Below are 11,928 nucleotides of genomic sequence, written 5' to 3'. Positions count from 1 at the left end.
CGGCCACCGCCTCTTGCCCGCTCCACGCTCCACCGCTGTGCCCGTAATGCCCCATTATCCCCCTTCCGGGCTATCCGTCCGGTGGGGGTGGCCGTGACCGGCGTGCGGAGCCGAGGGAGGGCGGATCGGCGGGCGATGGAGAACGCCTCCATGGGCGATGGAGAGCGCCTTTATGGGCGATGGAGAATGCCTCCATGATCGAAGGCATCCATACCGAGAACGCCCCCTTCGTGCGCTTCCCCGACGGCACGGAGCCCCCGCTGTCCCAGGCCGTCAGGGCCGGTGATCTGGTCTTCACCTCCGGGCAGGGGCCGCTCGACCCCGTTACCCACGAGATACCGGACCGACTTCGATGATCAGGCGCGGCAGGTTCTGCGCAATCTCGTCGCGGTCTTCGTCGCGGCTGGTAGCGGCAGGGACCTGATCGTCAAGTGCACCTGCTACCTCAGCGACCGCGGCCACTTCGCCGCCTTCAACCGCGTGTACGCGGAGTTCTTCGCCGATCGCTCTCCGCTGCCCGCCCGGACCACGGTGGTCACGCGACTCGTACGCGATGGCGTGCTCGTCGAGATCGACGGCGTCGCCGCGGTCGGTCCGGCGGGACAGTAGCCCGCTGCTGGGCCTGGCATGGCCGCGCCGCCCGTCCGTAACCGCTGGCGGCCCACCGGGCCGCTGGGCCGCCGGGCCGCTGGGCCCGTGCCGGTGACCGCCGGTACGGGCCCGCCGCGAAGACGCCCGGTCAGGCGCGGCCCTTGTGCCATGCGCTGCACTTCACTGCCAGCCCGCCCTTGACGTAGCACATCTGGAGCTTGACGGCCTTGCCCTCCTTGAGGTTCCAGTGGGCGGAGTCCACATCCCCCTTGTGCGTGGCATGGACGCGAAGTTCGTCCCAGCCGCTGCCTCCCGTGTACCACTCCAGGACGGCCTGGACGCTGTACCCGTCGCTCGCGTGGTCGACGACGGTCACCTTGTCCCCGTTGTGCAGGAAGTAGGAACCGGCCCGATCGGTGTTGATGAAGATGTTGGAGCCGGCGGCCTGGGCGGCGGCGGGAGTGGTCGCGAGCGCCGAGCCGGTAAGGCCGATGGCGGCCGCGACGGCCAGCGATGCAGATATCCGGCGTGGGTTCCCCATGGTTTCCTCCGTTTGGTGCCGTGCGTGGTCGGTGCTCCGGCGGAAGGTAGTGCATGGGTCGGCGGGTGACGCAAGTGACGCATAATCAAGTCGAAGGTGTGAACGGCGCGGATCCGTCGCATACGGGACGAGCGTGGCTGGTCGCGCGGTGGCTTCGCGCAGTTTGTAACAGGTACGTTCAGATTTCGTACCCGACACCGCCCCGGACGGTCAGTCCGCGCGGCGGCCTCAGTCCTTGATGAGGGAAGGTACCGGTCGGCGCTGAGCCTCAGCCGTCGGCCGGGGCCACCCCGATGGGACAGCTCACGCCCGTGCCGCCGAGCCTGTGTTGCCATGTGCCCCGGCGCCCGTCTAGAGGTCTTGGAACGGTGGCATGATGCGGACGATCACGATCAGTTGGTCTCGTGGTGCCACCAGGAAGAAGAAATAGCCGCCTGCCGCGTCCATGCGGCGTATCCCCCCGGGCCCGCGGGCCGTTGCCGTAGTCGCTGACATCGACGCCCATGTCGGGCAGGTCGACCAGTTGCCCGGCGAGACGCTCCACTTCGGTCACCACGTGAGCGGGGATGCCGCCTGCCACGTGAGCATGATCAGGGTCGTACTCCCAGCGCCAGCCGACGCTCATCGAGATGGGAGCCCGAGCGCGGCATGTGCGTCGTCCAGGATCTTGCCGATTGCGGACGCGGCACGTCGGGCCTGCGTCGCGTCGCCTGTCTCGGCAGCGTCCTCCCAGCGACGGAACTCTTTCGCGATGTTCGGCTGCCGCTGAATGTGGACGTAGACGGCCCACTGGGCGATGAACCGCTGGAGAGGGGCCAGGTCGGAGGCATGCCGGGACTGGTCGGCGGCCTGATCCAGCTCCCGCGTGAAGGCGGGAAGAGCGGCGGGGGCGATCTGCGCGACGGCCTGGCGAAGGGCCGTGACAGTGGCAGGCGGCTGAGGGATGAGTGGCTGCCCAGTAGCGGAGGTGGTCATTGCTGCTCCCATGGGCGAGATTCTGATCCCTGGGAGCAGCGTATCGAGTGCGAGCCCGATCGCATCGCCCGAACGAGTGAGGGCGCGCCTCTCGGCCTTTGGCGGCGACAGTGTCCGAGTGCTCCGCGAAGTGGGGCTCCGGCCATGCGGTGAGCGGGGCGTCGGCCTCGGAGCAGGTCTCCAGGCGTGACAGGTGCCCGTCCTGCGTGAAGACCAGCGCCCCGGCACCTGCTGGTGCGGCGTACCGGGTGGGAGGAGCGCCTCGGCATCGCTGTCGCGTCGCCGGGAGGAGCGTCCCCTCAGTCACCAGCCGGAGCGATTCCCGTCGGGCAGGATCCGCCATCGGACGGGTCACTTAGCTTGACGCCCGTGCCGCCGATGCCGCAGTAGCCGGCGGGGTTCTTGTCCAGGTACTGCTGGTGGTAGGGCTCGGCCGGGTAGAAGGGGCCCGCGGGGAGGATTTCGGTGGTGATCTCGCCGTAGCCGGAGCCGGTCAGGACGGACTGGTAGGCGGCGCGGGAGGACTCGGCCTCGGACTGCTGCTCGGGGGAGTGGGCGTAGATCGCCGAGCGGTATTGGGTGCCGACGTCGTTGCCCTGGCGGAAGCCCTGGGTGGGGTCGTGGGACTCCCAGAAGACCTTCAGGAGGGCCGCGTACGAGGTGATCGTCGGGTCGAAGACGACGCGGACGGCCTCGGTGTGGCCGGTGAGGCCGCTGCAGACCTCCTCGTAGGTGGGGTTCTCGGTGTGGCCGCCCTGGTAGCCGACGAGCGTGGTCCACACGCCCGGGGTCTGCCAGAACTTCCGCTCCGCGCCCCAGAAGCAGCCCAGGCCGAAGTCGGCGACGACCAGGCCCTCCGGGTACGGGCCGGTCAGGGGGTTGCCGAGGACCGTGTGGCGGGCGGGGACGCGGAAGCCCGGTTCGGGGCGGCCCTTCAGCGCCTCCTCGGCGGTGGGGAGGTGGTTCCTCTGGCGGCTGAACAGCATCTTCGGGCTCCTCGCGGGACGGGTACGGGGGCTGCCACGTCCTTCGTCGTCTTGGTCGGATACGAGTCGCGGCGCCCTTACGTCAACGGGTTGGGGGGTGCGGGAATTCCGGGGCGCTGGCGCTCATGGACGCCACCGCGTCACCGCCGCGTCACCGCCACCGCGTCACCGCGGCAGCGTCGCCGGTGTGCCGCCGCCGCCCTCCCAGCCCGCCACCGCCAGCGCCCGGTAGACCGTGTACTCGGCCGCCGGGTCCGCCCCGTACGACCACGGGACCGCGCCCACGTGGCCGTCCACATGGCGCAGCTGCTCCAGGGCCTCCGCGTAGCGCTCCGCGCGGACCAGGAAGAAGACCAGCAGGTGGCGGACGTGCGGCAGCACCGGGTGGTCGGCGGGGGCCTGGCGGACGGCGTAGAGGGCGCCCTCCATCGCCTTCGTGATCACCTCGCTGCGGTAGAGGGTGCGTACGAGGTTGGCCTCCGGCAGGTGCTCGAAGACGCCGAAGAGGGGGAGGGCGGGCAGCAGGCTCTTCGCGGGGGCGGAGGCGGCGGCCGCGTGGGTGAAGGCGTCGGCACGGTCCTGGGAGCCGTGCCACTTCTCGCACCAGTAGTGGAGGGCGGCCAGATGGGCGCCCATGTGGTGCGGGGCGAGCTTGGTGACCTTGGCCCACAGCTCCTCGAAGTCGGCCTGCCGGTAGGGCAGCCCGCGGGCCACGCCGAGCTCGATGATGTGCGGCACCGGGTCCTCCGGGGCCAGCCGGGCCGCCTCGTGGCAGACGTCCTTGGCCTCCTCCAGGATCATCCGGAAGTCCTGCGAGGACGGGTCGAGCAGCGCCTGGCGGACCAGGAACTCCGCGTGCACCGCCGCCGCGCCCGGGTCCTCGGGGGCCGCCACCCGCCAGGTGCGCAGCCACATGCCGCCCTGGCCGGGGGCCTGGGCGAGCTCGAAGGCCGCCGCCCCGGCCAGCGTCTGCACCCGCTGCCAGCGCAGCTCCGAGGTGGCCTCGGTGAGGGCGAGCAGACGGGCGGCGGGCTGCCAGTCCTGCCGGGCCTGGACCTCCTCCAGCGCGTCGATCAGCTGCTGGTCCGGGCCGGGCAGCCGTACGTCCAGCCGCTCGCGCGGGACGAAGCCGTACTCCTGCGGGTCCGAGGCGCGCATCGCGCCCTGCACGGCCCCGTGGCCTCCGCGCAACCGCCGTACGGCCGGTACGACGATCAGCCCGCCGATCATGACGATGGCGATGAGGAAGATCAGAAGCTCCATGAGGTGTCCCCGTGTGAAGGCCCGTAACGGCTTGTGGTGCGGAACGGCTTGTGGTCCAGCCTATGCGCCTCCGCGGTCGTTCCGATGTGCCCCTGGGGTCGTGGCCATGCCCCCTTGGGGTCGTGGCCATGTGCCCCTGCGGTCGTTCCCATGCGCCTCCGCGGTCGTTCCCGTGTGCCCCTGCGGTCGTTGAATCCGGCCACGGGCGCGTCGGGCGTTACGCTCGGGCCCATGAGCCACCAGCACCCCCAGGGGCACCCTCAGAGTTTCGAGACCCTCGCCATCCACGCGGGCCAGGAGGCGGACTCCCTCACCGGCGCCGTCGTCCCCCCGATCTACCAGGTCTCCACCTACAAGCAGGACGGTGTGGGGGGCCTGCGGGGCGGCTATGAGTACAGCCGTTCCGCCAACCCCACCCGCACCGCGCTCGAGGAGAACCTGGCGGCGCTGGAGGGTGGCCGCCGCGGCCTGGCCTTCGCCTCGGGCCTCGCCGCCGAGGACTGCCTGCTGCGCACGCTCCTGGTGCCGGGCGACCATGTCGTGATCCCGAACGACGCGTACGGCGGTACGTTCCGGCTGTTCGCGAAGGTCGTGGAGCGCTGGGGCGTGGAGTGGTCGGTCGCCGACAGCTCCGACCCGGCGGCGGTACGGGCCGCGCTCCGCCCCCGTACGAAGGTGATCTGGGTCGAGACGCCGAGCAACCCGCTGCTCGGCATCACCGACATCGCCGCCGTCGCCGATGTCGCCCGCACCGCGGGGGCGCGCCTGGTGGTGGACAACACCTTCGCCAGCCCCTACCTCCAGCAGCCGCTCGCCCTCGGCGCGGACGTCGTGGTGCACTCCACCACCAAGTACATGGGCGGGCACTCGGACGTCGTCGGCGGTGCGCTGATCGTCTCCGACCCCGGCCTCGGTGATGAACTCGCCTTCCACCAGAACGCGATGGGCGCCATCGCCGGGCCCTTCGACTCCTGGCTGGTGATGCGCGGCATCAAGACCCTCGCCGTCCGGATGGACCGGCACAGCGCGAACGCCACCCGGATCGCGGAGATGCTCACCGCGCACCCCAAGGTGACCCGGGTCTACTACCCGGGGCTGCCGGAGCACGCGGGGCACGAGATCGCGGCCAAGCAGATGCGGTCCTTCGGCGGCATGGTGTCGTTCCGGGTCGCGGGCGGCGAGGAGGCGGCGGTCGAGGTGTGCGACCGGGCGCGGCTGTTCACGCTGGGGGAGTCCCTCGGTGGCGTCGAGTCGCTGATCGAGCACCCGGGGCGGATGACCCACGCCTCGGTGGCGGGCTCGGCGCTCGAGGTGCCCGCCGATCTCGTACGGCTGTCGGTGGGCATCGAGTCGGTGGACGATCTGCTGATGGATCTGGGGCAGGCTCTGGGCTGACGGCCAGCTGTGGGCTGATGCCTGAGCTGTGGACTTTTGAGGGTGGTGTCCACCCCTAGGGAAGGGTGGTCACCATCCCTCGAGGGGAGGGGTGGTGTCGGTGGGCGGCGGCGCGGCCCACGGTTCGACGATCGCCGCCCAGACGCCGAACGCGATGACCGCGGCGAGCAGTAGCAGCCAGCCGATCGTGCGCACCACTTGGTGGCGGTGGAGCATCCGCCGCCCCCGTTCGGCCGCCCGGCCCGCGAGATCCGGCGGCAGTGCCGGGTGCGCGCCCTCCAGCATGCGGCGGACCTCGGTCTCCTTGCGGTCCGGGAAGCTCATGGGGCGGCTCCAGCGTCGGCTCCGGATCCGGCCTGGGCCTGGGGCCCGGTGTCGGCTCCGGCCCCCGCCCCGGCCTGGGCTTTTGCCCCCGTCCCGCCGGTGGCCGCCCGGCGGCCGGTGACACCACCGGTAATGCCGGTGCCCGTAACGCCGGTGCCGGTAGTGCCGTTGGACGGTGGCGTTCCGGCGGAGTGTGGCGTTCCGGCGGACGGTCGTGTTCCGGTCGTGCCGCGCCGGTGCGCCGCGCTGCGCATCGCCGTGACCGCACGGGTGCAGATCGCCCGGACCCGTTCGACCGGGAGCCCCAGCGCCGCCGCCGTCTGCTCCTCCGCGACCCCCTCGTACAGCCGCAGCACCAGCACCAGCCGCTCCTGCGGGGTGAGCCGGGCCAGGGTGCCGCCGCGCGGGCGGCGGTAGCGGTGGCCCCGGTGGGCGAAGAGGGCGGCCAGCGTACGGCGGGTGTGGTCGTACGGGTCCTCGCCGCGCAGCCGGTCCCAGCGGGCGTACGTGCGCGCGAGCGCGGCGGTCAGCAGGCGCTCGGCGGCTTCGGTGTCCCCCGTCGGCTCCGCCGTGAGCAGCGTGGCCGCATGCAGCAGTCGGCCACCCGCGCCCGCGACGAATGCCTCGAACTCCCGGGCCCGGCGGCCATCCCGTGCTGCCCGCCGCTCTCGCACCACGCCCTCCGCCTCCCGTTCTCTTTAGGACACGGCAGGCACAGGCACCTGGTCAAGATGTCTGCGCCGGGGTCAGGTGGCGGGCGCCGCCTGGGGCACCGTGGTGTGCGCGGCGGAGAGGGCGACGTTGAAGCGGGTCAGGAGGTCGCAGAAGAGATCGCGCTCCTCCGCCGTCCAGTCCCCGGTCACGCGGGACATCAGATCGCGCCGTGACGAACGCACCTCCTCCAAGCGGGCCTTGCCGCGTGGGGAGAGTTGCAGGACGACCGCCCGGCCGTCCTCGGGGTGCGAGGTGCGCTTGACCATGCCGGAGTCGACCAGCGGGGCGACCTGGCGGGTCACGGTGGACGAGTCGATCCCCATGCTCCCCGCGAGCGCCTTGACACCCATGGGGCCTTCCTGGTCGAGCCGGTTGAGCAGCAGATACGCGGCTCGGTCCATGGAATTGCGGGCCTGGCCGACGCCGCCGAGCCGGGTCTGTTCCGCACGGCGTGCGAAGACGGCGACCTGATGCTGGAGTGTGTCCAGTACGCCGGTGTCGAGTTGAGTCGTCATGTCCGATTGGGTGGGCATGGCCTAGGGCTCACTTCATGCGGTGGTCTGTGGGATGGGGCACAGAGTACGCGGCCGGGGGCCCGCCCGTACGGGGGCTGCAGAAACCTGACGGCCCCCGAGCCACAACCTGCCGTTCTGAACCGTTTCCCGGTGCCGTGGCCCGTCGGCGGACCCTCACCCGGCAACAAGGCGCCATGGGCCCGGCGCCGACCCGCCATGAGCCCGAGACCGATGCGCCATGGGCCCGGCGCCCGCATGCCATGGGCCCGGCGCCCGCATGCCATGGGCCCGGCGTCCGCACACCACCGGCTCGGGCCGCCGGGGCCGGTCAGGGGTGAGCTGCCAGACTGGGGACCATGGCTGCACGACACGGCGACGAGGACGGGCCCGGCTCCGGGCCCGTCCCGGCCTCGCACCTCACCTCTCCCGCCCCCGCGTCCGAGGGTTCCGTATCCGGAGGTTCCGGGGGCTCCGGGGAGCCCGGGCGGGCCGGGGCGGCGATCACCCTCGATGACGTCCGCAGCGCGCAGAAGACGCTCTCGGGGGTCTCCCGGCTCACCGCGCTGGAGGGCAGCCGCTATCTGTCCGGTCTGGTCGGCGCGCCGGTCCACTTCAAATGCGAGAACTTGCAGCGCACCGGGTCGTTCAAGCTGCGCGGCGGCTATGTGCGGATCGCGGGGCTCAGCCCCGAGGAGCGGGCGGCCGGGGTGGTCGCGGCGAGCGCCGGGAACCATGCGCAGGGCGTCGCCCTCGCGGCCTCGCTGCTGGGGGTGCGCTCGACGGTCTTCATGCCCGAGGGCGCACCGCTGCCGAAGATCGCGGCCACCCGGGACTACGGCGCCGAGGTGCGGCTGTACGGCCAGATCGTGGACGAGACGATGCGGGCGGCGAAGGAGTACGCCGAGCGCACCGGCGCGGTCTTCATCCACCCCTTCGACCACCCGGACATCATCGCCGGTCAGGGCACGGTGGGGCTGGAGATCCTGGAGCAGTGCCCCGAGGTGCGCACCGTGGTGGTGGGCATCGGTGGGGGCGGGCTGGCCGCCGGGATCGCGGTGGCGGTGAAGGCGCTGCGGCCGGATGTACGGGTGGTGGGGGTGCAGGCGGAGGGCGCCGCGGCGTATCCGCCGTCGCTGGCGGCGGGGCGGCCGGTGATGATCGACGCGCCCGTGACGATGGCGGACGGCATCAAGGTGGGGCGGCCGGGCGATGTGCCGTTCCAGATCATCGAGAACCTCGTCGACGAGGTCCGTACGGTCACCGAGGACGAGCTGTCCGGTGCGCTGCTGCTCTGTCTGGAGCGGGCGAAGCTGGTGGTGGAGCCCGCGGGTGCGAGCCCGGTGGCCGCGCTGCTGTCGGCGCCGGAGTCCTTCGAGGGCCCGGTGGTGGCGGTGCTCTCGGGCGGCAATGTCGATCCGCTGCTGATGCAGCGCATCCTGCGGCACGGCATGGCCGCGGCGGGGCGCTATCTGTCGCTGCGGCTGCGGCTCACCGACCGGCCGGGGGCGCTGGCCACGCTGCTGGGGGTGCTGTCGACGCTGGACGCCAATGTGCTCGACGTCAGCCATGTCCGCACCAATCCGCGGCTCGGGCTGAGCGAGGCCGAGGTGGAGCTGCACCTGGAGACGAAGGGGCCGGACCACTGCGAGGACGTCCGGGAGGCGCTGCGCGGCGCCGGGTACACGGTGATGGCCTGACGCGGAGGACGGGTCTGGGCCTAGACCCAGACCCAGGCCCGGGGCCGGGGCTCATCCCGCGGGGATGAGGGGGCTCCGCGGCTCGCCTTCTCCCTTTTGTTCGCCTCGCACATGTCGCGATGTATCGCGTCTTGATTACGATTGCCGTCCAGTTGCTACCGAGCGCTGCCCATATGGGCGGACTTATGCCTTGATTGAGTCTGGAACTGACCCAACCCCGGGAGTGCCAACATGCCAGGCGCTATTCACGCCGAGGGTCTGGTGAAGACCTTCGGTGACGTAAAGGCTCTGGACGGCGTCGATCTCGACGTACCGGAAGGAACCGTGCTCGGACTGCTCGGCCCCAATGGCGCCGGCAAGACCACCGCGGTGCGCGTGCTCACCACGCTGCTGCGCCCGGACAGCGGAACGGCGGTGGTCGCGGGGGTGGACGTACTCAAGAACCCCAACGAAGTCCGTCGCTCCATCGGGCTGTCCGGTCAGTTCGCCGCCGTGGACGAATACCTGACCGGCCGTGAGAACCTCCACATGGTCGGCCAGCTCTACCAGATGGGGGCGCGGGAGGCCAAGGCCCGCGCCAGTGAGCTGCTGGAGCGGTTCAGCCTCGCGGAGGCGGCGGACCGCACCGCCAAGACGTACTCCGGCGGAATGCGCCGACGGCTGGACCTCGCCGCGGCCCTGGTGGTCAGCCCGCCCGTGATGTTCATGGACGAGCCCACCACCGGTCTGGATCCGCGCAACAGACAGGCGCTGTGGGAGGTCATCCAGGAGCTGGTGGCCGGGGGCACGACGCTGCTGCTGACCACGCAGTATCTGGAGGAGGCGGACCATCTGGCGGATGACATCTGCGTGATCGACCGCGGCCGGGTCATCGCCCGCGGCACCTCCGACCAGCTCAAGGCCCGTATCGGCGGCGAGCGCGTGGAGGTCGTGGTGCATGAGCGCGAGGACATCGCGGCGGCCGAGGAGGTGTTGCGGGTCCTGGGCAAGGGCGAGACGACCGTGCAGGAGCACACCCGTAAGGTCACCGTCCCGGTCGTGGGCGGTGCCAAGCTGCTCGCCGAGGTCATCCGCGAACTGGACACCCGTGGTGTCGAGATCGACGACATCGGGCTGCGCCGTCCGACCCTGGACGACGTCTTCATCTCGCTCACCGGCTATGGCACCGGATCCGGCCATGGCGCCGGGAAGGGGGAGCCGAAGTGAGCACGATGAGCGATTCCCTGGTCATCGCCCGGCGGAATCTGATCCGGATGACCAGGATCCCGGAGATGGTCCTCTTCGGGCTGGTTCAGCCGGTGATGTTCGTCATTCTCTTCACCTACGTCTTCGGCGGCTCGATGAAGATCGGCAACAGCACCGACCTGGACGTCTACAAGAACTTCCTGATGGCCGGGATCTTCGCGCAGACCGTGACCTTCGCCACCGCGGGCGCGGGCGCGGGGATCGCGGAGGACATGCACAAGGGGCTGATCGACCGGTTCCGCTCGCTGCCGATGGCCCGGGGCGCGGTGCTCACTGGCCGGACCTTCGCCGACCTGGTGCAGACGACGCTCACCCTGGTGGTGCTGGCCGTCGTCGCGCTGATCGTGGGCTGGCGTCCCGGATTCGCGGACTCGACCAACGTCGGGAAGATCCTGGGCGGCTTCGGCCTGCTGCTTCTTCTGGGATATGCCTTCACCTGGATCGGGGCGCTGATCGGGCTGTCCGTGCGCACCCCGGAGGCGGCGACCTCCGGCGGTCTGATCTGGCTGTTCCCGGTGACGTTCATCTCGAACGCCTTCGTGGACTCCAGCCAGATGACCCCGTGGCTGCGGCATATCGCCGAATGGAACCCGTTCAGCGCCACCGTGCAGGCGTGCCGTCAGCTCTTCGGCGACCCCGGTCTGTCCCAGTCCGGCGCCTGGCCGATGCAGCATCCGGTCTGGGCATCGCTGATCTACTCGGCGCTGATCGTCGTGGTCTTCCGGACGCTGGCGGTGCGCAAGTACCGCCGGGCGGCGGGTTGACGGCTACGCCGTCCCGATGCAGGTCGAAGGGTCCTGGTCCCGAAGGACCAGGACCCTTCGCGATCTCGTGTCGTTTGGTTCTGACCCTGAGACTTGCAGGTGGCTTGGTGCGCCGAGTGCGCGGTTTCGCCAGTCCTCCGTTCGAGGAGCGCAATCGCCCATCGGAGGAGGTTCCGCGGCCTAGACTCTGGTCTCCACCCTCCACACCATCCGGCGAATGGATCGACTTCGCATGACTCAGGCGATTCGGCGAGGCGGCGGGACCACCCGCATCAAGAACCCCACTGCCCCGAAGGTCTTACCCACCCTGCGGTCGGCCGAGATGGCGAGAGATGGCCTGGAAGACGACGCGATGATTCGTGGGGTGCAGTACGAGGGAACGCCCTTTGTGGCGCTCACGGCTGAGGCCGTCGAAATGGAAGGCTGCACGTTCGACAGCTCCCGCTTTACCGGAACAAGACTGATCCGCAGCCAGTTCAGCGACTGCCGCTTCACCACGTGCGACTTCGCGGAAGTAGGTGCGCAGGACGTTTCACTGATCCGGTGTGCGGTGAGCGGGAGCCGATTCACGGGCTCGTCGTGGAGGTCTGGAACCTTCCGGGACGTGCGCATGGAGAACTGCGTCATCGCCCCCGGCCTGTTTCGCCACATGAAGCTCTACGCCGTCGTGTTCACCGACTGCAAGATGGCGGGCGCGGACTTCCAGGGTGCCGAGATGCACAATGTGAAATTCGAGGGCTGCGACCTGACCGGAGCACAGTGGGCCAACTGCCAGGTCGGGATTGCGCGGTTCGAGAACTGCACTCTCATTGACGTGGGCGGAGGCGCGAGCCTCAAGGGCGCCACAGTACAAGGCCCAGGGCAGATGGAGTTGGCCCTGAGCCTCGCACGGGAAGCGGGCATCCTCTTCGAGTAGCT

Annotated in this window: 13 protein-coding genes; 6 read left to right on the top strand and 7 right to left on the bottom strand. The window is 70.5% G+C overall.

All coding sequences use genetic code 11. The features are described 5' to 3' along the window. Nucleotides 1-282 precede the first annotated feature (282 nt). Nucleotides 283-609 carry a Rid family hydrolase gene (locus tag VT50_RS34900; RefSeq protein WP_206269535.1) on the top strand — a complete coding sequence of 109 codons (327 nt, stop codon included), beginning with the start codon at nucleotides 283-285 and terminating at the stop codon, nucleotides 607-609. Between the two features lie 130 nt (nucleotides 610-739). On the opposite strand, the gene VT50_RS34895 is transcribed toward VT50_RS34900, so the two are convergent. The 4 genes from VT50_RS34895 to VT50_RS34875 all read right to left on the bottom strand — a co-directional run bounded on the left by VT50_RS34895 (nucleotide 740) and on the right by VT50_RS34875 (nucleotide 4,356). After that, nucleotides 740-1,132: a hypothetical protein gene (locus VT50_RS34895; protein WP_046086901.1), complete on the bottom strand. Its 393-nt coding sequence runs from the start codon at nucleotides 1,130-1,132 to the stop codon at nucleotides 740-742. Nucleotides 1,133-1,753: 621 nt separating this feature from the next. Further along, entirely contained in the window at nucleotides 1,754-2,107 is a 354-nt protein-coding gene (locus VT50_RS34885; protein WP_046086902.1) for a DUF6247 family protein, read from the bottom strand. 299 nt (nucleotides 2,108-2,406) lie between these two features. Then, nucleotides 2,407-3,093 carry a peptide-methionine (S)-S-oxide reductase MsrA gene (gene msrA / locus VT50_RS34880; protein ID WP_046086903.1) on the bottom strand — a complete coding sequence of 229 codons (687 nt, stop codon included), beginning with the start codon at nucleotides 3,091-3,093 and terminating at the stop codon, nucleotides 2,407-2,409. A gap of 165 nt (nucleotides 3,094-3,258) precedes the next feature. Next, nucleotides 3,259-4,356 (bottom strand): hypothetical protein, encoded by a 1,098-nt coding sequence (locus VT50_RS34875; protein WP_046086904.1) that lies wholly within the window; start codon nucleotides 4,354-4,356, stop codon nucleotides 3,259-3,261. 231 nt (nucleotides 4,357-4,587) lie between these two features. Here VT50_RS34875 and VT50_RS34870 point away from each other — a divergent pair, with 231 nt between their 5' ends. Then, nucleotides 4,588-5,751 carry a cystathionine gamma-synthase gene (locus tag VT50_RS34870; protein WP_046086905.1) on the top strand — a complete coding sequence of 388 codons (1,164 nt, stop codon included), beginning with the start codon at nucleotides 4,588-4,590 and terminating at the stop codon, nucleotides 5,749-5,751. Between the two features lie 69 nt (nucleotides 5,752-5,820). On the opposite strand, the gene VT50_RS34865 is transcribed toward VT50_RS34870, so the two are convergent. The 3 genes from VT50_RS34865 to VT50_RS34855 all read right to left on the bottom strand — a co-directional run bounded on the left by VT50_RS34865 (nucleotide 5,821) and on the right by VT50_RS34855 (nucleotide 7,322). Then, on the bottom strand, nucleotides 5,821-6,075 hold the full coding sequence (locus VT50_RS34865; RefSeq protein ID WP_046086906.1) for a hypothetical protein: 255 nt from the start codon (nucleotides 6,073-6,075) through the stop codon (nucleotides 5,821-5,823). Further along, the gene (locus VT50_RS41490) at nucleotides 6,072-6,749 is read right to left on the bottom strand and encodes a sigma factor-like helix-turn-helix DNA-binding protein (protein ID WP_167396652.1); all 678 of its coding nucleotides are present in this window, start codon (nucleotides 6,747-6,749) and stop codon (nucleotides 6,072-6,074) included. Before VT50_RS41490 ends, VT50_RS34865 begins: the two co-directional genes overlap by 4 nt. A gap of 72 nt (nucleotides 6,750-6,821) precedes the next feature. Then, nucleotides 6,822-7,322, bottom strand: a complete 501-nt coding sequence (locus VT50_RS34855; protein ID WP_206269534.1) for a MarR family winged helix-turn-helix transcriptional regulator — start codon at nucleotides 7,320-7,322, stop codon at nucleotides 6,822-6,824. A gap of 338 nt (nucleotides 7,323-7,660) precedes the next feature. Between VT50_RS34855 and ilvA the strand changes: the two genes are divergently transcribed. From ilvA to VT50_RS34835, 4 genes are all read left to right on the top strand, one after another. Further along, the gene (gene ilvA, locus VT50_RS34850) at nucleotides 7,661-9,001 is read left to right on the top strand and encodes a threonine ammonia-lyase (RefSeq protein ID WP_240529428.1); all 1,341 of its coding nucleotides are present in this window, start codon (nucleotides 7,661-7,663) and stop codon (nucleotides 8,999-9,001) included. A gap of 231 nt (nucleotides 9,002-9,232) precedes the next feature. After that, nucleotides 9,233-10,207, top strand: a complete 975-nt coding sequence (locus tag VT50_RS34845) for a daunorubicin resistance protein DrrA family ABC transporter ATP-binding protein (RefSeq protein WP_046086908.1) — start codon at nucleotides 9,233-9,235, stop codon at nucleotides 10,205-10,207. Between the two features lie 5 nt (nucleotides 10,208-10,212). Further along, a complete protein-coding gene (locus VT50_RS34840) occupies nucleotides 10,213-11,010 on the top strand; it encodes an ABC transporter permease (RefSeq protein WP_046086934.1) in 798 nt (265 codons plus the stop codon). A gap of 232 nt (nucleotides 11,011-11,242) precedes the next feature. Beyond that, entirely contained in the window at nucleotides 11,243-11,926 is a 684-nt protein-coding gene (locus VT50_RS34835; RefSeq protein WP_046086909.1) for a pentapeptide repeat-containing protein, read from the top strand. Nucleotides 11,927-11,928 lie beyond the last annotated feature (2 nt).

Origin of the sequence: Streptomyces antioxidans, from assembly GCF_000968685.2 — a bacterium.
Classification (GTDB): Bacteria; Actinomycetota; Actinomycetes; order Streptomycetales; family Streptomycetaceae; genus Streptomyces; species Streptomyces antioxidans.
Note: the sequence above shows the minus strand (reverse complement) of the source record. Positions and strands in the feature narration are given on the sequence as shown.

Coding starts and splice junctions, on each gene's coding strand:
- ilvA (WP_240529428.1), top strand. CDS start 7,661: ATGGCTGCACGACACGGCGACGAGGACGGGCCCGGCTCCGGGCCCGTC.
- VT50_RS34840 (WP_046086934.1), top strand. CDS start 10,213: ATGAGCGATTCCCTGGTCATCGCCCGGCGGAATCTGATCCGGATGACC.
- VT50_RS34895 (WP_046086901.1), bottom strand. CDS start 1,132: ATGGGGAACCCACGCCGGATATCTGCATCGCTGGCCGTCGCGGCCGCC.
- VT50_RS34855 (WP_206269534.1), bottom strand. CDS start 7,322: ATGCCCACCCAATCGGACATGACGACTCAACTCGACACCGGCGTACTG.
- VT50_RS34885 (WP_046086902.1), bottom strand. CDS start 2,107: ATGACCACCTCCGCTACTGGGCAGCCACTCATCCCTCAGCCGCCTGCC.
- VT50_RS34865 (WP_046086906.1), bottom strand. CDS start 6,075: ATGAGCTTCCCGGACCGCAAGGAGACCGAGGTCCGCCGCATGCTGGAG.
- VT50_RS34845 (WP_046086908.1), top strand. CDS start 9,233: ATGCCAGGCGCTATTCACGCCGAGGGTCTGGTGAAGACCTTCGGTGAC.
- VT50_RS34835 (WP_046086909.1), top strand. CDS start 11,243: ATGACTCAGGCGATTCGGCGAGGCGGCGGGACCACCCGCATCAAGAAC.
- VT50_RS34875 (WP_046086904.1), bottom strand. CDS start 4,356: ATGGAGCTTCTGATCTTCCTCATCGCCATCGTCATGATCGGCGGGCTG.
- msrA (WP_046086903.1), bottom strand. CDS start 3,093: ATGCTGTTCAGCCGCCAGAGGAACCACCTCCCCACCGCCGAGGAGGCG.
- VT50_RS34870 (WP_046086905.1), top strand. CDS start 4,588: ATGAGCCACCAGCACCCCCAGGGGCACCCTCAGAGTTTCGAGACCCTC.